Origin of the sequence: Haloarcula sp. R1-2, from assembly GCF_011627385.1 — an archaeon.
GTDB classification, from domain to species: Archaea; Halobacteriota; Halobacteria; order Halobacteriales; family Haloarculaceae; genus Haloarcula; species Haloarcula marismortui.
Window position 1 is genome coordinate 125,992 of sequence record NZ_JAANTG010000006.1, and the last position, 25,441, is coordinate 151,432.

26 protein-coding genes and 2 rRNA genes are annotated in these 25,441 nt (G+C 56.9%); 17 read left to right on the forward strand and 11 right to left on the reverse strand.

Annotated features, from left to right (window positions below; translation table 11 throughout):
• Positions 1–47: 47 nt before the first annotated feature.
• The gene (locus tag G9C82_RS19365; RefSeq protein ID WP_127015075.1) at positions 48–1,166 is read right to left on the reverse strand and encodes an NADH:flavin oxidoreductase; all 1,119 of its coding nucleotides are present in this window, start codon (positions 1,164–1,166) and stop codon (positions 48–50) included.
• A 454-nt stretch (positions 1,167–1,620) separates the two neighbouring features.
• Between G9C82_RS19365 and G9C82_RS19370 the strand changes: the two genes are divergently transcribed.
• From G9C82_RS19370 to G9C82_RS19390, 5 genes are all read left to right on the forward strand, one after another.
• Positions 1,621–2,817: an ABC transporter substrate-binding protein gene (locus G9C82_RS19370; protein WP_127015090.1), complete on the forward strand. Its 1,197-nt coding sequence runs from the start codon at positions 1,621–1,623 to the stop codon at positions 2,815–2,817.
• Positions 2,817–3,701 (forward strand): carbohydrate ABC transporter permease, encoded by an 885-nt coding sequence (locus tag G9C82_RS19375; RefSeq protein WP_127015076.1) that lies wholly within the window; start codon positions 2,817–2,819, stop codon positions 3,699–3,701. Before G9C82_RS19370 ends, G9C82_RS19375 begins: the two co-directional genes overlap by 1 nt.
• Position 3,702: 1 nt before the next feature.
• A complete protein-coding gene (locus G9C82_RS19380) occupies positions 3,703–4,605 on the forward strand; it encodes a carbohydrate ABC transporter permease (RefSeq protein ID WP_004966643.1) in 903 nt (300 codons plus the stop codon).
• Between the two features lie 9 nt (positions 4,606–4,614).
• Entirely contained in the window at positions 4,615–5,754 is a 1,140-nt protein-coding gene (locus G9C82_RS19385) for an ABC transporter ATP-binding protein (protein ID WP_127015077.1), read from the forward strand.
• 305 nt (positions 5,755–6,059) lie between these two features.
• Complete coding sequence (locus tag G9C82_RS19390; protein WP_240149986.1) at positions 6,060–7,004, forward strand: glycerophosphodiester phosphodiesterase; 945 nt, start codon at positions 6,060–6,062, stop codon at positions 7,002–7,004.
• 59 nt (positions 7,005–7,063) lie between these two features.
• Here G9C82_RS19390 and G9C82_RS19395 read toward each other — a convergent pair whose 3' ends face one another.
• Both G9C82_RS19395 and G9C82_RS19400 read right to left on the reverse strand, forming a co-directional pair.
• A complete protein-coding gene (locus G9C82_RS19395; RefSeq protein WP_007187973.1) occupies positions 7,064–7,852 on the reverse strand; it encodes an HAD-IIA family hydrolase in 789 nt (262 codons plus the stop codon).
• 121 nt (positions 7,853–7,973) lie between these two features.
• Entirely contained in the window at positions 7,974–9,275 is a 1,302-nt protein-coding gene (locus G9C82_RS19400; protein WP_011224882.1) for a DUF4010 domain-containing protein, read from the reverse strand.
• Between the two features lie 300 nt (positions 9,276–9,575).
• Here G9C82_RS19400 and phnD point away from each other — a divergent pair, with 300 nt between their 5' ends.
• Genes phnD through phnE (G9C82_RS19420) form a run of 4 tightly spaced genes read left to right on the forward strand, consistent with a single transcriptional unit; the run spans position 9,576 to position 13,191 of the window.
• Positions 9,576–10,745, forward strand: a complete 1,170-nt coding sequence (gene phnD, locus G9C82_RS19405; protein WP_004966648.1) for a phosphate/phosphite/phosphonate ABC transporter substrate-binding protein — start codon at positions 9,576–9,578, stop codon at positions 10,743–10,745.
• A 15-nt stretch (positions 10,746–10,760) separates the two neighbouring features.
• Positions 10,761–11,576 carry a phosphonate ABC transporter ATP-binding protein gene (gene phnC, locus G9C82_RS19410; protein ID WP_004966649.1) on the forward strand — a complete coding sequence of 272 codons (816 nt, stop codon included), beginning with the start codon at positions 10,761–10,763 and terminating at the stop codon, positions 11,574–11,576.
• Positions 11,577–11,581: 5 nt separating this feature from the next.
• Positions 11,582–12,397, forward strand: coding sequence for a phosphonate ABC transporter, permease protein PhnE (gene phnE, locus G9C82_RS19415; RefSeq protein ID WP_004966650.1), 816 nt, complete (start codon positions 11,582–11,584; stop codon positions 12,395–12,397).
• Entirely contained in the window at positions 12,397–13,191 is a 795-nt protein-coding gene (gene phnE / locus G9C82_RS19420) for a phosphonate ABC transporter, permease protein PhnE (protein ID WP_004966651.1), read from the forward strand. The genes phnE (G9C82_RS19415) and phnE (G9C82_RS19420) overlap by 1 nt, the downstream gene beginning before the upstream one ends.
• A 1,152-nt stretch (positions 13,192–14,343) precedes the next feature.
• Here the strand turns inward: phnE (G9C82_RS19420) and G9C82_RS19425 are convergent.
• Positions 14,344–14,853 carry a universal stress protein gene (locus G9C82_RS19425; protein ID WP_127015078.1) on the reverse strand — a complete coding sequence of 170 codons (510 nt, stop codon included), beginning with the start codon at positions 14,851–14,853 and terminating at the stop codon, positions 14,344–14,346.
• A gap of 127 nt (positions 14,854–14,980) precedes the next feature.
• The gene (locus G9C82_RS19430; RefSeq protein ID WP_127015079.1) at positions 14,981–16,129 is read right to left on the reverse strand and encodes an FAD binding domain-containing protein; all 1,149 of its coding nucleotides are present in this window, start codon (positions 16,127–16,129) and stop codon (positions 14,981–14,983) included.
• 193 nt (positions 16,130–16,322) lie between these two features.
• On the opposite strand from G9C82_RS19430, the gene G9C82_RS19435 reads away from it, so the two are divergent.
• The 3 genes from G9C82_RS19435 to G9C82_RS19445 all read left to right on the forward strand — a co-directional run bounded on the left by G9C82_RS19435 (position 16,323) and on the right by G9C82_RS19445 (position 19,116).
• A complete protein-coding gene (locus G9C82_RS19435; protein ID WP_127015080.1) occupies positions 16,323–17,429 on the forward strand; it encodes a tubulin/FtsZ family protein in 1,107 nt (368 codons plus the stop codon).
• 170 nt (positions 17,430–17,599) lie between these two features.
• Positions 17,600–18,964 (forward strand): bifunctional UDP-sugar hydrolase/5'-nucleotidase, encoded by a 1,365-nt coding sequence (locus G9C82_RS19440; RefSeq protein WP_127015081.1) that lies wholly within the window; start codon positions 17,600–17,602, stop codon positions 18,962–18,964.
• A complete protein-coding gene (locus G9C82_RS19445; protein ID WP_164734796.1) occupies positions 18,958–19,116 on the forward strand; it encodes a hypothetical protein in 159 nt (52 codons plus the stop codon). Before G9C82_RS19440 ends, G9C82_RS19445 begins: the two co-directional genes overlap by 7 nt.
• A gap of 51 nt (positions 19,117–19,167) precedes the next feature.
• On the opposite strand, the gene G9C82_RS19450 is transcribed toward G9C82_RS19445, so the two are convergent.
• On the reverse strand, positions 19,168–19,689 hold the full coding sequence (locus G9C82_RS19450; protein ID WP_127015082.1) for a GrpB family protein: 522 nt from the start codon (positions 19,687–19,689) through the stop codon (positions 19,168–19,170).
• Positions 19,690–20,059: 370 nt separating this feature from the next.
• Between G9C82_RS19450 and G9C82_RS19455 the strand changes: the two genes are divergently transcribed.
• From G9C82_RS19455 to G9C82_RS19465, 3 genes are all read left to right on the forward strand, one after another.
• Positions 20,060–20,233, forward strand: coding sequence for a hypothetical protein (locus tag G9C82_RS19455; RefSeq protein ID WP_011224876.1), 174 nt, complete (start codon positions 20,060–20,062; stop codon positions 20,231–20,233).
• Complete coding sequence (locus G9C82_RS19460) at positions 20,230–20,433, forward strand: hypothetical protein (RefSeq protein ID WP_004966658.1); 204 nt, start codon at positions 20,230–20,232, stop codon at positions 20,431–20,433. Before G9C82_RS19455 ends, G9C82_RS19460 begins: the two co-directional genes overlap by 4 nt.
• A gap of 322 nt (positions 20,434–20,755) precedes the next feature.
• Positions 20,756–21,079 carry a hypothetical protein gene (locus G9C82_RS19465; protein WP_011224875.1) on the forward strand — a complete coding sequence of 108 codons (324 nt, stop codon included), beginning with the start codon at positions 20,756–20,758 and terminating at the stop codon, positions 21,077–21,079.
• 304 nt (positions 21,080–21,383) lie between these two features.
• On the opposite strand, the gene G9C82_RS19470 is transcribed toward G9C82_RS19465, so the two are convergent.
• Genes G9C82_RS19470 through G9C82_RS20975 form a run of 3 tightly spaced genes read right to left on the reverse strand, consistent with a single transcriptional unit; the run spans position 21,384 to position 22,674 of the window.
• Complete coding sequence (locus tag G9C82_RS19470; RefSeq protein ID WP_127015083.1) at positions 21,384–22,148, reverse strand: IS200/IS605 family accessory protein TnpB-related protein; 765 nt, start codon at positions 22,146–22,148, stop codon at positions 21,384–21,386.
• 34 nt (positions 22,149–22,182) lie between these two features.
• Positions 22,183–22,524: a hypothetical protein gene (locus G9C82_RS19475; RefSeq protein ID WP_049944533.1), complete on the reverse strand. Its 342-nt coding sequence runs from the start codon at positions 22,522–22,524 to the stop codon at positions 22,183–22,185.
• Positions 22,525–22,548: 24 nt separating this feature from the next.
• The gene (locus G9C82_RS20975) at positions 22,549–22,674 is read right to left on the reverse strand and encodes a hypothetical protein (protein WP_011224872.1); all 126 of its coding nucleotides are present in this window, start codon (positions 22,672–22,674) and stop codon (positions 22,549–22,551) included.
• Between the two features lie 432 nt (positions 22,675–23,106).
• Here G9C82_RS20975 and G9C82_RS19480 point away from each other — a divergent pair, with 432 nt between their 5' ends.
• Both G9C82_RS19480 and G9C82_RS19485 read left to right on the forward strand, forming a co-directional pair.
• Complete coding sequence (locus tag G9C82_RS19480; protein WP_127015084.1) at positions 23,107–24,099, forward strand: ParA family protein; 993 nt, start codon at positions 23,107–23,109, stop codon at positions 24,097–24,099.
• Positions 24,099–24,614 carry a hypothetical protein gene (locus G9C82_RS19485; protein WP_127015085.1) on the forward strand — a complete coding sequence of 172 codons (516 nt, stop codon included), beginning with the start codon at positions 24,099–24,101 and terminating at the stop codon, positions 24,612–24,614. The genes G9C82_RS19480 and G9C82_RS19485 overlap by 1 nt, the downstream gene beginning before the upstream one ends.
• A 386-nt stretch (positions 24,615–25,000) precedes the next feature.
• On the opposite strand, the gene rrf is transcribed toward G9C82_RS19485, so the two are convergent.
• A 5S ribosomal RNA gene (gene rrf, locus G9C82_RS19490) occupies positions 25,001–25,123 on the reverse strand.
• Positions 25,124–25,258: 135 nt separating this feature from the next.
• A 23S ribosomal RNA gene (locus tag G9C82_RS20660) occupies positions 25,259–25,441 on the reverse strand; the annotation flags it as partial.

Sequence of the window (25,441 nt, forward strand, 5' to 3'; positions counted from 1 at the left end):
GTTTGACTCTCTGAGAGCGAGCGGAGACTGTCTCACAGCAATCACTCTCAGTCGTCGGCTGAGGCACCGCCTGTCTGCACTTCATGCTCGGAGAGTGCAGCGGACGGCGCGAGGAATTTAGCAGGGTCGAACGCAGTCAGTTCCTCGCCCGCTGTGACTTTGTCAGGCCAGTCCGGATTGGCGAGTGCACTCGTCGCCAGTGTTACGAGGTCGGCACCGGCATCGACCTTCTCGCGGGCCGCGTCAGGCGTCCCAAGCCCGCCGTTGTCGATGATGACCGTCTCATCCGCGGCGTATTCGGCCGCGGCCTCGGCCAGGGTTGGTCCATCGTCGCCAAACGCTGGCGTGGTCGCATCGGGTTCAGTAACGTGGATGTAGTCGGCCCCAGCCGCCGACAGTTCGTCGAAGAACACCGCGGCGGCGTCCTCGCCTTCGGGCCACCGGTGGTCTTCATCAAGGGCCGTCGACTGTGAGACTCGGATACCGACAACGAAATCGGCAGGTGTAGCCTCGTCGACCGCAGCGACAACCTCGCGCGGATAGCGTACCCGATTTGCGGGTTCACCGCCGTACTCGTCGTCACGCTGGTTGAAGTCAGCCGAGAGGAATTCGTGAAGGAGATACCCGTTCGCACCGTGGATCTCGACACCGTCGAACCCCGCGTCGATGGCGTTCTGCGCCGAGGTGACGAATGAATCACGGATGTCGGCAAGCTCATCGACTGTGGCTGCTTTGGGCGTCGGGAAGTCTCCGCTTCCGCCGTAGGCTTCGGCCTTTTGCCCGTCCGGTTGTACCGCTGAGGGGGCGATCGTCTGTTCCCCCGCAACATGCGGATTCCCCTGACTCTGTGCACCGGCATGCATCAATTGTGCGAAAATCGGGACACCAGCCTCGTGGACTGTCTCCGTAACCTGTTGCCAAGACGCTGCCTGCGTGTCGGTCGCCAGTCCGGGCTGGTTCAGATACCCCTGGCTATGTGCTTCGTCGGGATACGTCCCCTCTGTAATGAGAAACGAGAACCCACCGTCAGCGAACCGCTGATAGTACTGGGCCATCTCCGCCGTCGCACGGCCGTCGTCAGTGGCGCTCACCCGTGTCATCGGAGCAAGGCCAACTCGGTTATCTAATGGCAGCTCGTTGAGTGTCGTCGAGTCGAACAGTGTCACACCGCCCGGTAAGCGGATAACGTAATTAACGGCTGGTTCAGCATACGCCGAATCAGTGCCTATAATTGTCAAAAGGCACACACTAACGGTGTGGGTACGATTCATGCGTTTCTGATATGACGTGACTGGACCGGAACTTCGGTAGCGTGTTTCCGGACCGACAGACACGCAGTAGCCGCCATCGCAACGGACAGCGCCTACTGTCCTATCATAATACCTTTATATACATATTGGACAGTATAGAGATCAATTATAATCATTCATTCTTCATGCCTTGGTCGCACAGAATATGGTGCAAAGTGGTGGCGGGTACGACGGTGTATCGCGGCGGTCGGTGTTGAAAGCCTCAGGGACTGCGCTCACGGTCGGGACCGTGGGCTTAGCGGGGTGTAGCAGTAGCAGCGGTGCCAGCGTCCGACCGGTCAATGAAGACAGTCTCACTATCTGGCATGCCATGGGCGGGACCAACGGTGAGACGCTGCAGGGGCTGGTCGACCAGTTCCAGTCCGAGACAGACATCAACGCCAACCTCGTGTTTCAGGACTCCTACGAGGGAGTGCTGACGAACACACTGAGCGCACTCGACTCCGGCGAGGTCCCTGATGTCTTCCAGATCGACAGTCTGTTCGCCCAGCAAGTCCTCGATACGGACGCAGTCGAGCCCGTCGAGAACTTGCTCTCCGACGACTACCCGGTCGATGACTTTCTGTCGAACGTGACCTCGTTTTTCACCATCGATGATACGCTCACATCGATGCCGTTCAACAACTCAAACGCTATTCTCTATTACAACCGGTCGGCGTTCAAGGAAGCCGGGCTTGACCCGGACAGCCCACCGACCACGCTGGAGGAAGTGCGTAGCTACTCACAGACGCTCGTCGACGAAGGAGTCACCGAAGCCGGGCTCACCTGGCCGAACCACGTCTGGTTCGTCGAGCACTTCTACTCCGTCGACGGACAGACGCTACTTGACGCCGAGAACGGCCATGCCGGCCAACCGACGACGATGCAGACGGACAACAGTACGGCCCGGTCGCTGTACGAGTGGTGGCACGAAATGGCTGACAACGGTCTGTTCAGCAACCCCGGGATCGAGGCCTGGGGGGAAGCAACGTCCACATTCCTTACCGGGAAAGCCGCTATGTTGATGACCTCGACAGCATCGGTCACTGGTATCCGCTCCGGCGCGGAGGAGAACGGATTCGAGGTGGACAACGCCTTCTACCCAACAATTGACGGTGACCGAACCGGGCCGGTTATCGGTGGTGCTTCGTGGTTCGTTCCCTCCGGACTGCCACAGGAGCGCCAGGACGACATCGGCAGCTTCCTCGAATTCATGGGACGACCGGAGTCACAGATCACCTGGCACAAGGGGACCGGCTACTACCCGATCCGACAGAGCGCTGTCGAACAGCTCGAAAACGACGGCTGGTTTGCGGAGAACCCAATGTACCGAACCGCATTCGACCAGTTGACACAGGCCGAGAGCACGCCGGCGACGAAGCGGATGCTCATCGGCCCAGCTCGACAGGTCCAGACAACAATTCAAGATATGTCAGTCGAGCTGTTCAGTGGCGATGTCAGCGTCGACGAGGGGCTCTCCGAGCTGAAGTCGGCTGTCGAGGACGAACTGGACCGATACTACAGCTAATGTCCACGCGCGAAGTCTTCACAGACCGCCTGCAGGCCGGCGTGTTGCTGTTACCGACGATGGTCGTATCGCTGGTGTTCCTCTACTACCCGACGGTCCGTGCAGTTGGACTCAGTTTGTACCGGGCCTCGCTTGCCCGAGGTGACGTGTTCGTCGGGCTAGAGAACTACAGACGGTTAGCCAGCTCCTCGGAGTATCTCCGGAGCGTCCTGATATCGGTACTGTTCGCTGCGTGTGTCGTCGTCGGCGTGATGGCCGTTGCCCTGTGCGTCTCCTTCCTTATCCACGAGATTGATGTCGGAAAAGGACTGTATCTGGTGGCGGTTATCTGGCCGTACGCACTGCCGCCGGCCGTCGCCGGGCTTGTGTTCCTGTTCATTGCACACCCGAACATCGGCATCTTCACGAGCTACATCGAGGCCTTTGGCGTCGATGTCAACTGGTTCAGCAATGGTCCGCAGGCGTTCGTCGTCGTGCTGATCGCTGCGGTGTGGAAGCAGGTCGGGTACAACGTTATCTTCATGACAGCCGCACTCGGCAACGTTCCCGAGTCGCTGACTGAGACCGCCGAACTCGATGGCGTTTCCCGAACGCGGCGACTGCTCCGCGTGTACGTCCCGATCATCTCGCCGACGCTCGTGTTTCTGGTCACCATGAACACGATCTACGGCTTTTTCGGGACGTTCGCGATGGTCGACCTCATGACCAAGGGTGGGCCCGCCGGTGCGACGAACATCCTCATCTATGACCTTTACCGGACCGCCTTCCAGTTCTACGAGTTCGGCTTCGCCTCGGCGAAGTCCGTTGTGCTGTTCGTCGCCGTCGGGCTGTTGATGTACGGTCAGTTCCGGCTGAGCGACAGATATGCCTACTACGGAGGATAAAATGCTCGGCTCACTCCTTACTGCGTTGACCGCCGCTGCTGAGCGCTCCCGGTCTGCGGGACGAACTACCAGTGAACGCATTCGGCGATTCGAGACGGAGCAGCTCACGCTGCACGTGCTTGCAGCGACAATCGTGTTCCTGATCATACTGCCAGTGTTGATCGCGGCACTCGTCTCCACGAAGCGGGCGGGTATCGTTACGTCTATCGGCGATCTGGCTCCCGGCGGCCACGCGCTGTCGAACTACCGGCGTGCGCTCATTGGCCTCGAATTCTGGCGATTTATGCTCAATTCGTTCCTGATGTCTGTTGCCGTCGTCGTCGGGAAACTGGTCGTGTCGCTGCTGGCCGCGCTGGTGATCGTCTACTACAGGTTCCCGTACAAGAACGCCGTGTTCCTGTTTATCCTCTTTACTCTCTTGCTCCCGGTCCCGGTCAGGTTTGTGCCGCTGTATCGCCTGACGACAGAGCTCGGCATGAGTAACACCTTCTTCGCGATCACGGTCCCGTATCTGGCCAGCGCGACGACCGTGTTCATCCTGCGCCAGCACTTCTTGTCGATTCCAGCCTCGCTCGTTGAGACGGCAAAGGTCGACGGTGTCGGGCCGCTGCGGTTTCTGTGGTCGGTACTGGTTCCGATGTCCCGCGCCGTTCTCGTGGGCGTGTCGGTGATCATGTTCGTCTACACGTGGAACCAGTACCTCTGGCCGCTGGTGATCATCAACGCTGAAAGCCTGCAGGTCGCACAGGTCGGGCTGAGTCTGCTTCGCGGTCAGGCCAGCACCGGTGAAGTGGCCTGGTCCATGGTGATGACCGGGTCGATGCTGACCCTGTTGCCACCGCTGGCGCTGCTAGTGCTGTTCCGACGACAGCTGCTGGAGACGTTCACGATTCAACAAAAATGAGAGAAAATTATGACTGACGTAACCTTACAGGACGTACGAAAGGAATTCGATGGTGTCGTCGCTGTGAAAAATATCGACCTCCAGATCCCGGACGGAGCGTTCGTGACCGTGGTCGGGCCGAGTGGCTGTGGCAAAAGCACCACGCTCCGGCTGATCGCCGGGCTAGAGCAGGCCACTGACGGCACGATTCAGATGGGCAATCAGGACGTCACCGGGGTTGAACCAAAAGACCGGGACGTTGCGATGGTGTTCCAGAACTACGCGCTGTACCCTCACATGACCGCGCGCCGGAACATCACGTTCGGGATGAAGTCCGCCGGCGACTTCAGTGACGAGGAAATCGACCGCCAAGTGGCGGAAGCCGCAGCGGTGCTTGACATCGAGGACCTCCTCGACCGGACGCCCGGTGAGTTATCCGGCGGCGAACGACAGCGAGTCGCACTCGGTCGGGCACTGGTCCGGGACCCAGAGGTGTTCCTCATGGACGAGCCGCTGTCGAACCTTGATGCCAAACTCCGCATCAAAATGCGGGCTGAGCTGGCGAAACTCCACAGCGAATTTGGCACCACCACTATCTACGTTACTCACGACCAGACGGAGGCGATGACGCTTGGTGATCGGGTGGTCGTGATGAACGACGGCCGCATCCAGCAGGTCGACAGTCCACAGCGGCTGTATGACTATCCAGAGACCCGGTTTGTCGCGGAGTTCATCGGCGACCCCGCGATGAATATGCTCTCTGTGGATATCATCCATGACGGAAGCGAATACGAGGCCGTCGGTCCGACGTTTCGCGTACCGCTACCCGAGGGTGACGGACTGGAAACAGCAGCCGGAGGACAGGCACTGCTGGGCATTCGGCCCGAGAGCCTGTCGTTAGCTGATTCGGCCGACCGAAGTTCGTTTACCGCTGAGATAACGGTTACCGAACCGCTCGGTGATAGCCTCTTGCTGGAGTGTCGGACTGGCGATCAGGCGTTCAAGCTGCACGCAGAGCCTCGAACCGCCGTCGAGCCGGGAGACCAAGTCGCGTTGACGCTTGATGCTGAGCGACTCCACCTGTTCGATCCACAGACGGGCAACGCCATCTATCACGCAGCGGCGGCACAACCGTCCGAACAGGCCGTCGCTATCGATAGCACCATCTGAATTCACGGCTGTAAACCCGAGCCAGACACTCGGCTCACCTGATAACAGGGGAGCCCTATCGCAGAGTCGTTGCTGGCGAGAAAGCCAAACACCGACACTTCCGGCTATTTCGGGCGCTACCTGTCGTTTCAACATAACTACAGCACCCCTTCTACTAATATTTATACTATATACCAATATATACTCCCGTTCTGCAGCCATTGCTGGCTCTCTACAGCGTAAATAAACTCAGGTAAACAAAACGGTATATACCAATATTACCAATCAATAGTTATATATAGATTGTGTAGGTAATGGCCCACGAAATGGTTCGAATACCAGACATATGCCGTCGAACTGTGCTGAAGAGTACGTCTGCCGCCGCTCTGGGGTCCATCGTTGGAACTGGGGCTGCCAGGGAAAACGACCACGACAGTACCGAGCCGCCTATCGCTACCACACCGATTCTGGCTGCACACCGCGGCTACCGCGGTCTGTATCCTCAAAACACCATTGCTGCCGTCCAACAGGCAGCGTACGGTGGGCGTCGCAGTCAGGGGTACGACACCGATATGATGGAGTGTGACCTCGTTCCTGCGGGCGGTAAGCCCTGGAAGGGCGAAGACTTCGAAATCGTCGTTTTCCACGACGATAAGCTGGATAACCTGACAGATGAATCCGGATACGTCTGGGAGAACGATGTAGAGACTGTGCTGAACGCCGAAATCCGTGACAGCGGTCAGACGATACCCCGATTAGACGAGTTCGTCGAAGCCACTCCGGATAGCATCCCGCTCAACATTGAGTGGAAAGCTGCAGGTGTCTCGCCCGATGATGACGCGTCAGCATCCGCTGTCGAGACCTGGGACCCGTTTACCGAACAGGCACTTGATGTCCTCTCCACTCACGAGAACGACTTTATTGTCCAGTCGTTCCAAAAGGCTGCGCTGCAGTCTGTCCAAAACTCAGACCCCGATATTCCGATAGCGTACTTGCTCTGGGATTCAATCGAAGAGGGCCTTGCTGTTGTCCGTGACCTGGACGCAGAGTACATCCAGCCGCCGTACAACATGATTATGAACACCCCCTTCTTCAACGAGGATTATTACCTCGAAGACCCAGGTTTCGCTGAGATCGATCTGGTCGAGACCGCTCACGAGGAAGGTCGGAAAGTAATCCCGTACACGATAACGACATGGCATCAGGCGGAGAAACTGGTCGAGGCCGGTGTTGACGGCATCATCGCTGACTACCCCGGCGTGCTCGACTGATATTTGATGCAGCGGCGCAGTGGGAACGGGTTACCGCCCCTCGTTCCCGCCCGGCCCTATTATCCGTTTTCTACGATCGCTGCCAGCTCTGACAGGTCGGTCACAACGTGGTCAGCAATCACGTCACTTTCCGCTAAGTCCGCCGGACTCGTAACGCCAGTTAGTGGCAGTACCGTCTCCATTCCAGCTTGGTTTCCCATCCTGATGTCTGTCCCAAGCCGGTCACCGATCATAAGACAGCGGTCCGGCTCTCCACCGACCCGTTCCAGAGCCATCTGCAGGATTACGTTGGACGGTTTACCGATCAACTGGTCCAATTCCTGCCCAGTCACTCCCTCTATCGCTCCGATCATCCCTGCCGCATCGGGTATCTCACCCCCCTCTACAGGACACGTCCGGTCCGGATTGGTGGCAACGAAAACCGCGTTGTTCTCAGTGAGTGCAATTAGCGCATCCTGTAGCGTCTGGTAATCAAAACCGAAATCAAGTGACGCGATCACGGTGCCTGCTCGCTCTGGGTCGGTTGTCGTGTCCAACCCAGCGGCGCGCAATTCCGCAACCAAGGCGTCCTCGCCGATAACATAGATTTTGCGCTCCGGATACTGCGCGGATAGATAATCCGCTGCTGCAGTGGCAGACGTGATTATGTCATCACTGCTGCAATCAATGCCCAGCGCGTTCAGCTTCTCACAATACTTCTCTCGCCGGTCAATCGGCTTGTTAGTAACAAATAGCGTCGAAAGCCCCGCTTCACGCACCGTCTGTACGCCTTCGGCGGCGTTTTCAACTAACGAATCACCACGATATACCGTACCGTCGAGGTCGATAATTGCACTTGTGTATGTCATCTAGAATCCTCCGTCTCAAACCGTGACGCTTCCGTAGCAGCCGCTGCTGCCGAGATCACAGGCGCTTTCTTGGCTGTAGGGACCGCGACAACCCTCGAAACACGCCGATAGCTTTGCCCGTTCATACTAATTGGACGCTGATGACCACGCCACCGATCCCGATGAGGGACAAGTAGAGCGATTTTCGTACGACCGGTGACAGCAGTGAACGGTTGATACTCGTTGCAAACCCGATTTTCACGAGGATACTGGAGAGCGTCCCGGCCAGCACACCCTGTGCCGCGACTGTCGGCGATATCTGTCCTGTCGACGTCAGCGTCACTGCAGTCGTTGTCGTCGTGCCGCTCGAGACGATGCCACTGAGGAAGCTCGTAATCAGGAATCCGGCTGTTCCGAATATGCGCTGTGCGCCAGCAGTGAGAATCAAGACGGCAAGGAAGAGCACGCCGAATTTTAGCGCGTTCGCGCTGCTAAACGGCGAGTCAAAATCCAGTTCCAGATCACCCTCCCAGTCGCTATCGTAATATGCGAGTCCGACGCCACTGATAGCGATCAGGCCGAGTGGTAGTCCAACACTGACTGCCGACTCGGGGACGAACGCAACGATGATCGCTAAATTACGGACCGCCATCGCCGCATCAGCGATCAGTATCGTTCCCACCGCGAGCTCTGTGATCCCAGTGTTGTTCTTTGCCCGGCCCGCGATTTCGCCGATCACTGCAGTTGAGTTCACCAAGCCGCCGAAGAAGCCGGTGACAGCGATCCCTTTACTGCCGTATCGCTGCATCACGATATAGTTCACAAACCCGATCCCGCTGACTGCGATCACGAGCATCCAGACCAGTTTCGGATCAATCGCATCCCATGGCCCGTACGTTCCGCCGGGCAAGAGCGGATACACGACAAACGAAATAATCGCAAACTCACCGGCGCTGCGTACTTCCTCTCGCGATAGCTGGTTCGCAAACTCGTGTAACTCCCTTCGAAGGACGAGCAGGAATGACGACGTGATGCCAATAATGACGCCGATAAGGACGTGGTTGGCTCCAACCAGAATCCCGACCGCGTACGCGACAAGGAGTGAAGTCGATGTTGTCAGGGACAGGCCAGAATCTAGCTCACCATCGTCGCCGGTCCACTGTGCGACTATGCCCCGGATTCCGAGTAATCCGCCCTGTACGAGTACCAGTGCCCCTCCCGAAGCAAGTAGTATCGTCTCGTTGAGAGACATTGCGGCAGCGCCGACCAGACTGGTCAGCGTAAACGTGCGGATTCCTGCTGACTTGTTTGCCCACTCTCGTTCAAGCCCAAGCAGCATACCCAGTGCACCTGCAATAAAAAGGTGTAGTATCTCAGTATCGACAGTTATCCCCTCTATACCTCCGAAAACAGCCGTATTCGCGATTGCACTCATTACAGTCATCTTATCTTACAAACGGTGGTTCCGTCATTTTTATATAGTCTATATACTACTATGTTCTATATGGAGACAAATATACTGATGGGTAATAGGTGTTGGCCTTGAGGCTAGCTTGAATATCGCCATGGCCCCTGCGGAGACCGGAAAATCCCCCTCGATTACCGGCTAGTATATAGAGCCTGTCATATATTGAATTCTGATGCTTATTCTAAATTCTATATGAAGAGAGCCTAAAACCCGATACGAGGTAATTATAGTTTTGTCAGATTTAAACATAAATACTTTTTAACCCAGATTTCGCATATGTCTGCGTCGACAATGAAACAGAACCCAGTTGACCGACGATCTGTGTTAAAAATCGGCGCTACTGCGCTCGCAGCAGGCGTTGCAGGCTGTTCTCAGGAGAGCAGTCAGAGCACCGAAACATCCGGCGGAGACGGTAGTGACGGGTCCAGTAGCGGTGACGGTGGGTCCGGACAGAGTAACGATTACCCCGAGTTCGATCCGTCGAATCCGGAGTTCCCGCAGTTGATGCAGACGCTCATCGAGGCCGGGTTCGAGACAGGGTCTCTACAGGACCTGAAGAACATGGAGGAACGCGAGAAGCCTCGCTACGGTGACCCCGTTCAGAGTACTCCCGATAATGAAGACGATCTCATTGACCCGGACCGTATTGCGTTTGCGATGACGCCGACGGAAGACCCAGCGGTCTATCGAGATACGATGCAGCCGCTGATGGACAACATCGCTGAAGAGACCGGGAAGTCCGTCAAATACTTCCCCCTCAACTCGTACGCGTCCCAGGTCGAGGCGATGCGGTCCGAACGCCTCCACGTCGCCGGGTTCTCTACTGGGCCGACGCCCTTTGCTGTGAACCTGGCCGGTGCTGTCCCGTTCTCGCTCCAGATTTCGAAGGCAGGTGACTTCGGCTATCGGCTGTGGCTGGCTACGCAGGCAGATAACGACGATATCTCCTCACTGGCGGACCTCGAAGGCAAGCGCGTCGCACATGCCGAGCCCTCGTCCAACTCCGGGAACCTCGCCCCGCGTGCGCTGTTCTCGAACCAGGGCGTCACTCCGGGCGAAGACTACGAGGTGAGTTATTCCGGCGGCCACGAACAGAGCATTCTGGGCGTTGCAAACGACGACTACGACGCTGCCCCCGTTTGTAGCACCTGTGTCACGCGCGTTGCAGAAGCAGACAACATCGACCCGACGAACCTCAAAGTCGTGTGGGCCAGCAATCCGTTCCCCACGACGAGTTTCTGTTACCGCTACAACCTGAAGCCGGAACTTCAGGAGGGTATCAGGGCGGCGTTCATCGACTACGACTACTCGGACACCAAAATCGCGGAGGTGTTCGGTGGTCGCGGAACGTGGACGGAGATTGATTACGCTACGACCTACGATATCATCCTCCAGATTCAGGAGAACAACGATATCACGTACCAGATCGACAACATCGAAGGCTAAGAAGAGACCCAAATAATGCTCACTGTAGATAATTTGGAAAAAACGTACGACTCCGGTGATCGAGCACTCAAAGGTGTCTCATTCGAAGTCAGTGGTAACGAGATCGTTGCGATTATCGGGCCAAGCGGGGCCGGAAAAAGCACGCTCGTTCGTAGCATCAACAGGCTGACCGAGCCAACTGGCGGGCGCATCTCGCTTGACGATACAGAGGTGACCGGGCTGGAGAAATCAGCCCTTCGCGATGTCCGTCGCGATATGGGCATGATCTTCCAGGAGTTCAATCTCGTAGAGCGCCTGACGGTCATGGAGAACATCCTCTCCGGTCGCCTGGGCTATCTCAGTACGTGGAACGCGTTCCGGCGGAACTTCCCTCCGGAGGACATCAGGCGCGCACGCGAGATTCTCAGCCGGGTGAATCTGGAGGGTGTCGAGAACAACCGTGCAGATGAACTTTCCGGCGGCCAGCGACAGCGCGTTGGTATCGCCCGTGCCGTCATTCAGCGGCCGAAAATCCTGCTCGCTGACGAGCCGACGAGCGCGCTGGACCCTGACACCTCCCGAGAGGTCATGAGCCTCTTGACGGACATCGCCCACGAAGACGATATCCCGATCATCATCAACATCCACGAAGTCGATCTAGCGGTCGACTACGCGGACCGGATAATCGGCCTCAGTGACGGTGAAATCGTCTTTAACGGCCCACCTGACGACCTAGATCAGGCAGCCAGAGACGAGATCTATCGCGGCGGTGAATCAATTGCGGACCGTGAAGAGCCGAGTGCTGGTAACAGCACTGACGCTGATGACGTCATTGCCGAACGAGGTGACTAATCAATATGGCTGCTGAATCTGGATCGACCGTTGAAGGATCTTGGGAGCGGCCCACAGTCTTCTACAACAAGAAAGTCAAGTATCTCATCTACGGGCTTATCTTGTTGTTCTTCGCGTATAGCTTCTGGAACCTTCGGATTTCCCCCAGCCGATTTGTTCGCGGGATCGGAGCCGGTGTCGAACTCATCACGAGTATGCTACCACCGGCATACACTCCGTCGCAACGGGAACTCCTCATTCAGGGCATCGTCGAGAGCATCGTGATGACGATTGTCGCCACGACAATCGGCATCATCGTCAGCGTGCCGGTCGCGATTATGGCTTCGAATAACCTCTCGCCGAAGCCAGTCTACTATGTCGGTCGCAGCATCGTTGCCGTCACGCGCTCGCTCCACGAGCTCATTGTTGCGATCATCATGGTCAAAGCGGTCGGGTTCGGTCCACTCGCTGGTGTCCTTGCACTTGCGTTCAAAACGATCGGATTCTTCGCGAAACTCCTCGCAGAGGAGATCGAAGATATCGACCGTGGGCAGATGGAGGCAATCACTGCCGCCGGTGGGACGCCCGTCCAGACGTATCTCTACGGCGTCCTCCCGCAGGTGATGCCCCGGATCGTCGGGCTGTCGATTTACCGGCTCGACATCAATCTCCGTCACAGCACTGTCGTCGGAATTGTCGGAGCCGGTGGTATCGGGATCACGCTGCTGAACTCCTTCGATAAGTACGATTACCAGTTCAGCATGGCGATTATCGCTGTCATCGTCGCGATCGTCATGGTCGGTGAAGGTGTCAGCGCTCTCGCCCGGAGGCGGATCCAATAATGTCAAACAGCACTGACTCTTGGAGTCGGTTCGATCGCCGTGAGCGCTTACTCCGGTTCTTCGGGCTGCTGGCTGGCCTCGTCATTCTGGTCGCAGCCTGGCGCGCCATGGAAGTGAATTACGGCTACGCCGTGACTGCCCCGCGTGAGCTGGCTGACCTCTTCGGTCGGATGTATCCGCCCAATGTCGGATACTCGCGAAAGATTGTCGGGCCGCTGCTTGAGACGATCAATATCTCGATCCTCGGCACGGCACTGGCCATCGTGATGGCGATTCCGGTCGCGTTCCTCGGTGCCAGCAACACGACACCCAACAAGCCGGCGTACCTGCTGGGTAAGTTCATCATCTCGTTTACCCGTTCGGTGAACGTCATCATCTGGGCACTGATCTTCGTGGTCATCTTCGGCCCGGGGGCCCTCGCTGGCGTGCTGGCGATTTCGATCAGATCTATCGGGTTCACTGCAAAGCTAATCGCGGAAGCCATCGAAGAGATCGACCGCGGGTCTGTTGAGGCGGTCACTGCAGCTGGGGCATCGCCCGTTGATGTACTCATCTACAGTATCGTTCCACAGATCAAGCCGGCGTTCATCAGCGTCGCGACGCTTCGATGGGACATCAACGTCAGAGCGTCAACGATCATCGGGTTCGTCGGTGCAGGCGGTATCGGCGTCCCGCTGCAGACTGAGATCAACTACTTCAACTGGGAAGCAGTCCTGACGATCCTCATCTCGATTCTGGGCCTTGTGCTCATCAGTGAAGGTATCTCGGCCTATCTGCGCAAGAAAGTAATGTAGGCGATCGCAGCTCGCATCGCCTATTATTCTGATATCTGTTTAGATAATATTATAGAACTATTGTCAAAAGACTTATGTGTTTGGAGTATATATAGCCAGTGGGGCCAACGCCAGTGTCTGCCAACCTGGTTTTCCCCTTCTCCGTTTTGACAGACCTCTTCTCGCCAGAGACAGTTTCGCGAGATGGGTCCTTCTGGATAGATGCATAGGACATCGACCTGTTGTCTGGGCCCGAATACCAGAGCAGTCTGCTACAGTCCGCTCGTTGCTTTCGCCGCCGAAAAATTGACCACGCTGACTCCGGGCGAAGCATGGTCAGATAGGCTATGCAGTGATCAAACCAGAACTTACGAGTACGGGTCCAAGTCGGTGGTTTTGATTTTGGCAGTGCCCCTGATTCACTGGAGCAGGCTAGATTCCCGAATTGAATATCCCGTCCGACCCTGGCACTTGCACTACTATGTATACGATTGATTCTAATGTATACACGCATTCCAGAGCCACGCCGTCATGCCCAAGTCGCACTGTAGCCGCTTCGCTGCTGGAGAGCCACGGCATGGCGGCAGCCGAATAGCCGCACAAGTGTCACGAGAACCACCAGCTCCTCACTGCAGGTCAGCAAAGAAATGGTGGGCAGCCGGGGGGAGTGGCATGCACGCACCATTCAAAGTCGTCATCCACGACGACAGGTTCTGGACTCGGGCCAATCGATGATCTGGATTGGATTCAAGGGGAAATGGAGCGAGGACCAGAACCCAACCGACCAGTATACAGTTGGTAATAAAAACGGTTGTGATATCTGCTTGCTGTCTGTCGATTCTGTGATTTCTGTGCAGCACGCACGCGCTATCAGAAGCGGCGAATTGTCCGGTCAACTGTCAGCGAGACTGTCGCAATTATGCCCACTCGTTTACGGGAACACCGAAACAGTCCCAGAGTGACACCCTCTCTGGCTGTGTCACGGGTAGTGCTTCTCTTTTAGACGATTCACATCTCGCTCACATCGGTTGTGACCGGATGGTTCGGGTGCCCATCACCAAGTCGTTCAGATGCTTCCCGAAGCTGTGACCAGATAGATGCCTCGCTACCACTGCTCCAGAAAGTCGCCGTGCCCGTTCGTACCACTTGGCTTGCTTGAACAACCGACGTTACCTATTCCGGGAGATAGAAGTCGGATTTCGGTTGTCTGTGCGGGGACGTGTTCCTGAGCTTGGCGATCTTGGACGGGTTACGATGTCGAACGATGTCGACATCGTAGGCGTCGTCCGAGGCAATCGACCCGCCAACGCTGCTGATGCTTGTAACGAGGTGCCCGGCGTTTTCGCTTCCGATGAATACCATTGAGGCGTCTTCTCTCTTGGCCAGCTTGCGGATGGCTTTCGCTACAGCCCCGGCCGGCGCGTATCGATCCACGACTGTATGGCGGAAATCCGAACTCGGACACAGGTCCATCACCTGTTCGTGCAGTGAGGTGACGACCGTCTCCAGATCGAAGTCTTCGTTTGGCCCGATCCAGTCGTGTTCCCGTGCGTATTTGACATTCCCGTTCCGGATGACACTGACGGCCAGCACATCCTCTTCGAAGACGGTGCCGAACTCCGCCGCCCGGACGAGTGCTACCTCGGCCAGTTCGGAGCCGTCGAACGGCACAACGAGTGTCATATGCTGACTAGCGAAGCAGCAGGCAAGTAACACCCCCTCAATTCTTACAACGCGGGAAGACAGTGCCAGCGTCTAAGAATCAGTACCAAGCATCTGCCCGAGAAAACCCGTACAGAACGGTAGTCCCTCAACTCCCGAGGGACAACCGTTCGTCACCCATTCGCTTACCCTGGGCAACGAGACGCGCTCCGTAGTCGGTTCGGGCATCATCCCAGGACGCCAGTGCGCCTCCAAGGGAACTGTGGCGGTCGAGAGCGGCTTTGAGTTCAACGGCATCACTCGCCGCCTTCGAAGTGCCAGCGGCAGTGTGCGGACGGGCGACGAACGCCGCATCTCCAAGCAGACAGACTCTGTCGACTGTCATCTGGGGGCTTTGCAGGTCGTAAATTGCCTGCACGAAGGGGGCTGCTGTTGTTGCAACGAGGTCGGTAAACACGGGCGGCAGTGTCTCGGCGGCCCGCTCGCGCTGGTGACTTTCAACTGGGTCTCGGAGCTGTCCCGGCGACACGCTGAACTGCTGGCTCGTGCCTGTTGTGTCGGTGAAGATGGTCTCACGCTCTCGCCCGGAGAGTGTGTCGTACCAGACCCAGTTGAGACGGCGGTCTCCCGGGGCGGTGTTACCGTCTTCGCCGGGGATGAAGTACGCGAGGATGAGCATCTGTTCCCCCTGATAAAACGTGAACCGGCCGTCGAACGCGTCGATGACTGCGTCCGAGAGCTCCGCCTCTGAGACGACACCACGCCAAGCGACGTAGTCGGCAAACTCCGGGTCGGCGTCGGGAAACAGTTGCGCACGGGCTGTAGACTGCCCGCCGTCGGCAGCGACGACCAGATCGGCGGTGGTCCGGTCCCCGTCGGAAAATGTAACCGTGCCGTCTGTGGCCCTGACACCCGTGACAGTCTGGCCGGTGTGGTACCGGTCGTCTGGGAACGCCGCTCGCAGCTGACGATAGACGGCGTCCCAGGAGGTGAACACCATTGAATCCGGCGTCGACGTTCGCACATCGCCGTCAGCGGTCAGAAAGCGCCGCTCACTGGCTCGGGTGGTTATGTTCGCCGGGTCGACGATGTCGTGGCGCGAGAGGAACTGGCGGATTGACTGCTGGGCGACGATGCCGCCGCCGCGACTTCGGAGGTCGCCGGCCGATTGCTCAGCGATAGTCACGTCGTGACCTGCACTGTCGAGCGCGATGCCGGTAAACAGGCCACCCATCGACCCGCCGGAGATAGTAACAGAGAGGGTATCAGATGGTTCGTTGGCGAAGTCCTGAGACACGGCCCCTCTCAGCGCTTGCCGTATGAAAGGCCTCTGTTCCTCCGACACGCGACAGTATCTTCCCGGACACCAGCTTTGGGAAGCGCCAGTGCAAATCAGACGCTATTCCGCTGTAATTCATCATGCCACGAAGTGCCAGTGGGGCGTCATGCCGAGTCGGACTATTAATGTCAGTCTACACCAAACTCGACGTATGCGAGTCGCGGCAGTCGGAATCGGTGGTGCTGGGGGCCGGATCGTTGAGCGGCTATGGCAGGACAATGAACGCCGCGAAACAACGTATCTCGGCGCAGCCTGTGCCGTCGACACGGACACCGAAGCGCTCGACGAACTCGACGCACTCCCGGCCGACCGGCGGTATGCCTTCGGACTCTCCGAAACAAATGGGACCGGAACGAACGGGGACCGAACGAGCGGCACCGCCGCCATCGAAGACGAACGGCTCGAAGTTCGCCGGGCGATAGACGAACTGGTGACAAGCGATATCGACGCCGTCGTCCTCGTGGCCGGGCTTGCAGGCGGGACGGGGAGCGGCGCCACGGCCCACATCGCTGATGCACTCAGAGAGGTTTACTCGATTCCAGTCTACTGTCTGTCGGTGTTACCCGCCGGCAGGGACGACGACGCAGCCGCGAACACGATGCAGGCACTCCGGGCGCTGGAATCGACCGTCGACGGGCAAATACTGTTCGACAACGAAGCGTGGCTCGGGAGTGGACAGACGGTCGAGTCGGCCTCCGAGACGCTGAACGAGACCGTTGTGGCGCGGCTGGGGGCGCTATTCGCAGCAGGTGAGGCGACGGCACCCGACGCTGTCGGCCAGAGTGTCGTCGACGCCAGCGAAATAATCAATACCCTCTCAGACGCGGGTTTCACAACGCTTGGCTACGCCAGTCAGGATCTGCAAACGGGTGCTGGCAGCGGTGACGGAACGGTCATAGACCAACTCAAGAACCGCTTTCTCGGTGACAACGCAGACGATGTCGACGAAATCGAGGCGTACAACGCCGTCGAGACGACACTTCGCAGAGCGGTGCGTGGTAAACTGACGGCCCAGTGCGAGCTGGATTCAGCTGATAGAGCCCTGGCTGTGTTTGCCGGGCCGCCCGCGTGGTTGATTCGGGATGCTGTTACCGACGGGCGACGATGGCTCACGGAGGAACTCCAGTCACCCGAGGTGCGGAGCGGCGATATGCCGACACCCGACCGGAACACGCTGTCGGTTCTGGTCGTAGTTAGCGGCGTCACGGAACTGCCGCGGCTGGTGGAACTCAAAACGCTGGCCGAACAATCGAGCTAAAGAACTCGGATCGGAACAGGTGGTGGACGCGCCAGTCAAGGCTATTTTTCGAAAGCGTATCTCGCCCAGCAATAGAGGCGGTTTCACAGAGGGGGCCAGAGCGGGAGCCCTGGGCTAATATATCACAAGCGAAATACACTTTTATGCCCCGCTGGAATCAGCTTTGAGCGATGTCGGTCCGGTTGCTCCACTACTCTGACATTGAGAACGCCTGTGACGACCCTGTGCGAATGGGTCGGCTTGCCGGAACCATCCAGTCGATCCGCGGGGAGGACGCAGTAGTCGCTGGCACCGGCGACAACACTGCACCGGGTGTCCTCGCCCATTACTGCGAAGGGCGTCAAGTGATACCGTTTTTCCGGGCAGTGAGTACCGACATCGGGACGGTAGGGAACCACGATTTCGACTTCGGGACTGCTCCCATTCTGGACGTGGTTTCAGAGAGTCCACAGAAGTGGATCGTCGCGAACGTTTTTGAAGGGGAGAGGGAGGGCGGGCGTGGCGTTCCCTTCGCTGGGTTAGACGGAACGACAGTCCTGCATCGAGATGACCAGCGAGTCGGATTCGTCGGCGTAATCGATCCTGCGACTCCCCAAATTGCACCCACCGGCGCGTCAGAGCTGACCGTGACCAGTCCTGTCGAGAGCGTGCGGACAGCGGTCAGCGAACTCGGTCACAGTGTCGACCAGTTCGTCGTTCTCGCACACTTGCGGAGCGACTTAGAGACCGACGTTGCGGCCGTTGACGGCGTTGACGCGGTCCTTGGCGGCCACGTCCACAGGGAACGCCACGAGGTTGTCGACGGAACACTGGTCGTCCGTCCCGGAGCGAACGGACAGGTGGTCTGGGAAGTCGAACTCTTCAACGGGAATCGCTCGCCGATTGCCACCCGTCATTCGACAGCCGAGGGACCTATCGACGAGTCCCTGGCTGACACGACCCGCGAACAGCTGGACGATGTTGGTCTGCTGGAGACTGTTGCCACTGTCGACGACCCGATCCATCGGGACCTTGACCAGCGAACCTGCGGCGAGAGTCGTGTTGGCAACCTCGTGGCCGACGCCTATCGCTGGGCGGCTGATACCGACGTCAGCTTTGTCCACAATGGCGGTCTCCGAACGGGTCGCCCCCTGTCCGGCGAGGTCACCGCTGGCGAGGTGGCCAGCGTAAACCCATTCGGCGGCAGGGTAGACGTCCTCCATGTCTCGGGTGAACAACTACGAACCCTCTTGCAGGCTGCCTTCCGTCCCCACCGCGAGGACGGACGGCTCTGGCACGGCGACATCAGCGGAATGACTGTTGAGTACGACACCGAGGCTGGACGGCTACTGGGGGTTGCCGTCAACGGGCAGCCTATCGAAGCCGGTCGAGAGTACAGGCTTGCCACCAACTCCTATGTCGCCTACAGCGATGACTGGCCAATCCCACATGAGGCAACCGTTGATTCGTTCGGTCTCCCGTTCAAGATCGTCGCAGACTACGCTCGTGAAGAAGGCCTTACTGTCCAAGTGGATGGGAGACTCCAAGAATGCTGACCAGTATCCGCAACGAATCCCTGTGCATGGCCCGGAACGGGAGCGTCTCCAGCCGCAAGGAATGCTGGCGCGAAGTCCTCGGGTTCTGTGTCCCGGTCTCGCTCATCAGGATGGTCGTAGACGACCTTGCGCCGCTCGCCGAAGAGCCATAGTTCTCGGGGCAGTTCCACCAGAAGCTACGTAAAATACCCGCTCAATATGAGCTACGTCCTCATTGCACGGTCAAGTACGTCCCGGATGAAATCACTTTTTTCAGCAGTGTATTTCTCTCTCGTTTCCGGGTACTTCTCCGCTAGTGCCCGCTTTATCGACGCATATTGTTCGGCAACCTCTGGATGGGCTATAAGATACTCTCTGAAGGCGATTTTTTCGTGATAAAAGTCACTATCCCGTTCCGCGAGTGAAAGGTAGTGCGTCCGGTTCGTGCGTGGTCCTTTGGCGAAGAATAGCCGGCCGCGTACGTCGTCATCGGCTCGGTATTCATACCCGTTCTCTTCAAAAGCCGGAATCAGGTCTCCCACAGCTTCCAAGTCTTCGACAACAGCGAGTATGTCAATTATCGGTTTCGCTGGCACTCCTTCGATTGCGGTACTACCGATGTGTTCGAAATCGAGCAGTCGCTCACCTGCAACGACTTTCAGGTGTGCAACTTCGTTTTCATAGCGGTGTTTCCACTCCTCTTGATGCGGGACGAGTTTGACTGTCCCGCGTTCTAATCCAAGCATTAGTGCCGTGAGCTGCGTTTCAAGCAAATGTTTGTTACACGAACTGATAGAATTTTGCTCTGCGCTGAGTGATTCAGGAGTCTTGGAGATGGTGTGTGAACAGTTCTATAACACCCTTACTACAGAGAAGTTCTGGGACGGCCAGTTCCCGAAGGGGACCGTCTAGAAGTATCCAATACGCCGAGCCCTTCGGTGACGGACTCGCCGTCAACCCCGGCAGTGTCGGCCGGCTATAGGATGGTATGGGCAACTTTGCGCCGTTTCCAGCGACACAACACAGCACTGCACAATAGCTGGGTTGGAGTCGGTCGAGTAACAGCCTGGTTGCGGGAGCGGTGGACTTACACTTTCTATCCAACAACTCTAAGTCATGGTCTCCAGACAGACGAAAACCACCCTCCCATTCATTGTCGTCGCAATGCTGCTCTGGTACGTCTCACTGGGCAGTGTCGCCACGTGGGTATCTTGGGCCGTTCTCGTTGGCTTTGGCGTCGTGTTGCCGACAGTACTCACCAGCTATCAGCGGGATGCAACAGAGCAATGAACGACCTCTACAACCGTCTCGACCAGTGGCTCCGCAACCGTTCGCGCGCTGAATACGCACTCCTCACAGGAGCCATGACGGCGTCGATACTGTTTGGGATTGGCGTAGCCATCGGGAGGCCACTCGGCTCCGACGCAATGATGCTCGGACTCACAATGACGGTGGTCTACTACTGGCTCGATCCCAATGCGAAGCGATAAACAGCGACTGTCGGCTGATCCACTCGCCCCAATACGCGTTATTTCACGACTTCTGGTCTTCCGTGACGAGTTTTGTAAGCCGGGGGTATTCCATCGCAATTTTCAGGGGTCCCGCGTGGTACTCCTGTTTTGGAATGTCCCTTAGGCCAGCGTCTCGGAGTTCGTGTCTGTCCACAAAGTCGAGCGTGCCCTCAAACTCAGCCCACGTGTCTGAACGTCGACAAATACCTTCCTCCGAGGGCTCGTCGTAGGGGAACCTCAGTCGGCGCTTCCAGCCGGGGAAGTAGACACGTTTTTACTGATCGATTCTAGATTTCGTGTTATGGCAGTAGATAACAATCGATGTGAGACCGGCCGTGCTGCCACGCTTCCTGATGTTGTTCCATTCCATTTACCTCATTTGACACGGCAGAGCTGGGAATTGGGCACACGCTCTATTCAAGATGAGCAAACGGTGGAGCTCGGCAAATGGTCCTATCAAGCTGGACAGTGGTCGCTATCGCTGTTTGAGGTGACAAGTGAGACCGCCATTATCCGTATCCAGACACCAGTTGGCCGAAAGCGGTATTATGGGGCAATTCAGTCAGAGCTCCGCTCGGCGCTTCAAGAACTCGAAGCGAGCCCAGCCTGGCAGAAAGTTGTGTGAGTAGCGCCGATGTATTGCTGGCCGAACTCAAAACCGACCAGAGCCGAAAGCTCCTGCTCTAGCAACTTGAAGCAGACGGGTGCTCGTTCTGTGGCATCAATTTAGTGTCGGAGCGCGACCTACAGAACGAACCTGTCGCTGACAACCACGGAACACCATCGGTTGCGAGCGTCTTTGAGAGTGCTGCCGGCGAGTGGAGAGTGGTTGCATTCACACCTTGCGGAGAAAATGCGACGTAATGGCAGATAGAGAGATTGTAACCCCGAGTCACAAAACTTTTCGATACCAACCAGATGCTGATTAGTTAGGTACTGGCCCCGCTCAATCGCTCCCTACTCCACCCCAAACGCATCGATTGGTCCGGGGCTAGAACCTGTCGTCGTAGATGACGACCCCAAACGGTGCGTTGCACGCCACTCCCCCCGCCTGCGGCCACTATTATCTTTGCCTGCTTCAAAGTAAATTTTGTCTGTAATACTCGTCTGTAGTAATTATCTGTGACAGGATTCTGGATCAGGTTCTGAAACCCACGGTCTCGGCATTTGAACCGCTTCTCCCGCCTGTTCCCACGCTCCGTGTATAAACACGCGGTGCGAGGACACCGCTGACTCGTGTACTCCGGATCCATGTCATCCGACGGCACACCGTCACGAGCCACCTTGTACGTGATCAGATCTCGAAGCTTGGCGAACGGCACCGAGTGCAGGTGGCGGTTCATCCGGGTCCCGTAGTTAATCGAGTCTCGCATGTCTTTGGGGTCTCCAAAGACGATGGCCTGATTCTCGAACTGCGAGACCCACCTAACGACGTCACGCGACGTCTTGTGGAGCTGGTCGTGAACAGAGTCTCGTTTCTCCTGTCCCACGACCGTCTTGAACGCGGTCTGACCTGCCTCTTGTATCCACCTGCGCTTCGTGAAGCACTCATGCCGTCGACGCTTCACGTCCAGGTATTCGAGAACGAGCGAGTCCTGTACGTTGCCGCTTTCCCAGTTCATCGCGGCGAGTGCGACGCGGTTCTCGTTGATGTCCACGCCGGCCACGTATTGGATTCGCTGGTGTGTGGACATTGGCGTCTGTGTTGGTGACGGTGATGTGGAACTGTCAGTCGCCACGATGGTGGAGGAGTTCCGCGGTACCGACACGCCACGCGGAGTTGTTGAGAGCAGTCGTGAGAAGATTGTGGTGGTCAGGACTGCCCTTCAACTTGCCTTTGGCGTGGTGGTATGGTTTCGCTGAGATGGGGAAGCGGTGCGTGTTATCGTCGGTTTCGGTGATGCGGTAGCCTTCGCGGTGGTTCATCCGCATTGGATAGGGTTCGTGGATGTAGGGGTTGGGTGCGCCCCAGTCCTCGTCATCGCCCTCGTCGTAGTTCGTGAGTTCCTGTTGGGCTTTGTCGATGATTTGCTGGCAGGTGTTGTTGATGAGGCCGGCTTTCCCGACCACGGCGTCTTTGATTTCGCCCTAACTCTATCCTTGGTAGTGGAGACAGATGATTTCGTTTCGGAGGCGACGGGCTTTGAGGAGGGTGGGTTCAAGCAGCTCCTCGCCCTCTTCAACAGTGAGTTGGAAGGTGAGGAAAAGGGTCTGCTCCATACCTGTTGTGTTGTGTGATTATCTGCTAAAAGCTGCGGCGTGGCTGCTGGGCTTCACCCCCGCCCACGGTGGGGCGGGGCACTCGCCCTCATTAACTAGTGTAGACGTTTAGCCCAAACCAATTACAGACAAAGAGCTGTAATTGCTGTCTGTAACAAATTGCTGTTCTGGCATCAATGCGACTTGCTATCTAAAGAAACTCCAGACGATTATCTGTACCGAACATCTGTTCCATACAGCCGTTACAGGCGCTTAGTACGGACATCTATTACAGATAATTGCTACAGATTAACGTTCCAGATCAGGCGCAATCCGATCTCTGTCTTGCGGTAGAGATGCAATTACAGATAATAGATACAGACAACTGGTACAGGCAGCAGTCACGAATGTCTGACACAGATATATCTAACAGAAGTTCAAATGAGGAAGCGTATGATAACGACCGTCGTCTACGCTGAGTCTGGGGGGACATACAAAACGACCATGACAGCAAATCTCGCGGTTGGGTTCAAACGGATGGGACTTGATGTCCTCGTGATCGATTTGGACCCACAAACGGGCAACCTCACCTCACTCTTCGACGTCGGTAAGAACCGTGGAGACTCGGAAGCTGACAATCTCGTAAAGCACATTCTTGAAATGCCAGACGGGGACTTCGACAACCTCATCGAGACCTCTGAAGAGGGTGTTGATATTATTCCAAGTCACGATATGCTGGGCGATTTCACTTCCAATCTTGAGCAGAAGATTTCCTACGAAACGGGCATGAAGGGAATTTCTCGAGACGAGTATCCCCGCTTTGAACTTCTCTACAATCTTCTCTGGGAGCAAGAGCAGTTGAACGAAGAATACGACGCGGTCCTCATCGACCCTAACGCACGCGCTGAAGACCTGCTCTACAATGCCATCTACGCGCTTCGGACATTGGTGGCACCTGTCAAGCCAGCTGGAAAGGGAAGTCTCAGTCTTGATGGTCTCGAAGAGATGGTCGGGAACATGGGGACTGCGTTGGACATCGAAATCGGGCTTTCGTGCGTGGTTCCATCCGGAGTCGGCCAGACAAACGCCCACAGGCAGTATCGCGATCAGTTCGAAAATACGGACGCCTTCGCAACGCCAGTGTCGATCGGGTCACGCGAGAGTTTGATGGACGCCATGTGGGAAGCCCGTGGCTCCGCGTTCAAAGTAGTAGAGGAGCGGTGGAAGACCTACGAAGAGGACGAGGAGATGGTCTCAAAAAAGGGAGAGCGGCGAGTGCCCGACCGTGAACTCGAGACTCTCGATAAACTTTGGCAACTGGCGGGGTTCATTGCGACTGAGACGTTCGATGTCGACGTTGATGACAAACTGGTCTTAGATATCGACGACTATGGAACCGAGACGATGCAGTTTGACCTCACCGCTAAGCCGGAGGTGGCTGACTAATGGGGGGCGATTCATTCAAATCAGGATCAGGTAACCTCAGCTTCGGAGATGATCAGGAAGAAGCAGACGACGAGCCAGCGGAAGCCGGTGAGGAAATCGATGACATCGCAGACGAGGAGGCGGACGATCGGGAACCCAAGGAAGCCACCCCTGAGGAGGTAGATGACAGCCGGGACTTCTCTGAAACGAAAGGGGCCAATAGTCACAACGAAGAGAGTACGACGAGCACTCCCACGGCCAACGATGCCGAACCACACCAAACGAGTGCTCACCAGTATCCGTACTTCGTCCGTCGGAGTAACGTCGGGGACGAACGAGACAACCGTCTCGAACTCTTCGCTCGCGATAAAGTCGTTTCGCGAGAAGCGGAGTTTCGGAGCCAGCTTGCTTCGGAACTCGGAACGGACGACATTGCGAAGACGGACGCCCGTGAGTATGCGCTTCTTGCAGCGTTCGACAACGTAGAGGCCGTTGCAGAGCTCATGAGAGGAGACGGATACGGAGAACTCGATTAATCGTAACAGACGGCTGGCTTACACTCGAAACAGGGTGTATCTCGCACATTCTCATCCACTAGTATAACTGCTGCTGACAGTAATCGAACTAGATAGACTGTTCTGGATGCTATCATTCGATATTTTGACAACACGGGAGCCATCCTGTTCGTTGATCCGAGATTCGACGAGTCATGCAACAAGATCCGGACCGTTGCCTGCAAACGCCTAGGCTGTGACTCAACGACTCGATCACGATCGCTAGTCGCACGTCTGATCTCACCGATTGAAGCCGTATTCCACAGAGTGCGAGAACCGGTCATTTACTGAGTGGTTCGGCTCTGTTTAAATACGGAAAGCCCACTCGGGAGAGATATCTCTCCTGAGTGGGCTATGAAAGGTATGAATGGTGGCGGCGAACCGCGTTTCCCAGAGGCTCGCGCACTCCAGTACTCCCCGGAACGCTGGTGGGCTTATCTTCCGTGTTCGGGATGGGTACGGGAGGCACCCCCACCGCTGTGGCCGCCTAACGTCGAGTCACGGAATCGAACCGCGATAGTACCAGTCTCGATCAACTTTTCCACCGTGTGATTACGTGCGATCCAGTTTGCGCCTGGACTCGTTCAGCGACGAGTAAATCGTCGGTGAATGAGTCACAGTGCGTATGAATGATGGCTTTGGTCTGTTAGTGCTCGTGGGCTTAACGTCTCGTTACCTCGACGCGCACACCCCAAGTCTATCGACCGCGTCTTGTACGCGGGACCTCGGCGGTGTCTCTTTTCCAAGTGGGTTTCGAGCTTAGATGCGTTCAGCTCTTACCCCGTGTGGCGTGGCTACCCGGCACGTGC

What these genes read in the sequence shown, in the direction of transcription:
- G9C82_RS19370 (WP_127015090.1), top strand. Translation starts at nt 1,621, where the DNA reads ATGGGCGGGACCAACGGTGAGACGCTGCAGGGGCTGGTCGACCAGTTC.
- G9C82_RS19375 (WP_127015076.1), top strand. Translation starts at nt 2,817, where the DNA reads ATGTCCACGCGCGAAGTCTTCACAGACCGCCTGCAGGCCGGCGTGTTG.
- G9C82_RS19380 (WP_004966643.1), top strand. Translation starts at nt 3,703, where the DNA reads ATGCTCGGCTCACTCCTTACTGCGTTGACCGCCGCTGCTGAGCGCTCC.
- G9C82_RS19385 (WP_127015077.1), top strand. Translation starts at nt 4,615, where the DNA reads ATGACTGACGTAACCTTACAGGACGTACGAAAGGAATTCGATGGTGTC.
- G9C82_RS19390 (WP_240149986.1), top strand. Translation starts at nt 6,060, where the DNA reads ATGGTTCGAATACCAGACATATGCCGTCGAACTGTGCTGAAGAGTACG.
- G9C82_RS19395 (WP_007187973.1), bottom strand. Translation starts at nt 7,852, where the DNA reads ATGACATACACAAGTGCAATTATCGACCTCGACGGTACGGTATATCGT.
- G9C82_RS19400 (WP_011224882.1), bottom strand. Translation starts at nt 9,275, where the DNA reads ATGACTGTAATGAGTGCAATCGCGAATACGGCTGTTTTCGGAGGTATA.
- phnD (WP_004966648.1), top strand. Translation starts at nt 9,576, where the DNA reads ATGTCTGCGTCGACAATGAAACAGAACCCAGTTGACCGACGATCTGTG.
- phnC (WP_004966649.1), top strand. Translation starts at nt 10,761, where the DNA reads ATGCTCACTGTAGATAATTTGGAAAAAACGTACGACTCCGGTGATCGA.
- phnE (WP_004966650.1), top strand. Translation starts at nt 11,582, where the DNA reads ATGGCTGCTGAATCTGGATCGACCGTTGAAGGATCTTGGGAGCGGCCC.
- phnE (WP_004966651.1), top strand. Translation starts at nt 12,397, where the DNA reads ATGTCAAACAGCACTGACTCTTGGAGTCGGTTCGATCGCCGTGAGCGC.
- G9C82_RS19425 (WP_127015078.1), bottom strand. Translation starts at nt 14,853, where the DNA reads ATGACACTCGTTGTGCCGTTCGACGGCTCCGAACTGGCCGAGGTAGCA.
- G9C82_RS19435 (WP_127015080.1), top strand. Translation starts at nt 16,323, where the DNA reads ATGCGAGTCGCGGCAGTCGGAATCGGTGGTGCTGGGGGCCGGATCGTT.
- G9C82_RS19440 (WP_127015081.1), top strand. Translation starts at nt 17,600, where the DNA reads ATGTCGGTCCGGTTGCTCCACTACTCTGACATTGAGAACGCCTGTGAC.
- G9C82_RS19445 (WP_164734796.1), top strand. Translation starts at nt 18,958, where the DNA reads ATGCTGACCAGTATCCGCAACGAATCCCTGTGCATGGCCCGGAACGGG.
- G9C82_RS19450 (WP_127015082.1), bottom strand. Translation starts at nt 19,689, where the DNA reads ATGCTTGGATTAGAACGCGGGACAGTCAAACTCGTCCCGCATCAAGAG.
- G9C82_RS19455 (WP_011224876.1), top strand. Translation starts at nt 20,060, where the DNA reads ATGGTCTCCAGACAGACGAAAACCACCCTCCCATTCATTGTCGTCGCA.
- G9C82_RS19460 (WP_004966658.1), top strand. Translation starts at nt 20,230, where the DNA reads ATGAACGACCTCTACAACCGTCTCGACCAGTGGCTCCGCAACCGTTCG.
- G9C82_RS19465 (WP_011224875.1), top strand. Translation starts at nt 20,756, where the DNA reads ATGGCAGTAGATAACAATCGATGTGAGACCGGCCGTGCTGCCACGCTT.
- G9C82_RS19470 (WP_127015083.1), bottom strand. Translation starts at nt 22,148, where the DNA reads ATGTCCACACACCAGCGAATCCAATACGTGGCCGGCGTGGACATCAAC.
- G9C82_RS20975 (WP_011224872.1), bottom strand. Translation starts at nt 22,674, where the DNA reads ATGGAGCAGACCCTTTTCCTCACCTTCCAACTCACTGTTGAAGAGGGC.
- G9C82_RS19480 (WP_127015084.1), top strand. Translation starts at nt 23,107, where the DNA reads ATGATAACGACCGTCGTCTACGCTGAGTCTGGGGGGACATACAAAACG.
- G9C82_RS19485 (WP_127015085.1), top strand. Translation starts at nt 24,099, where the DNA reads ATGGGGGGCGATTCATTCAAATCAGGATCAGGTAACCTCAGCTTCGGA.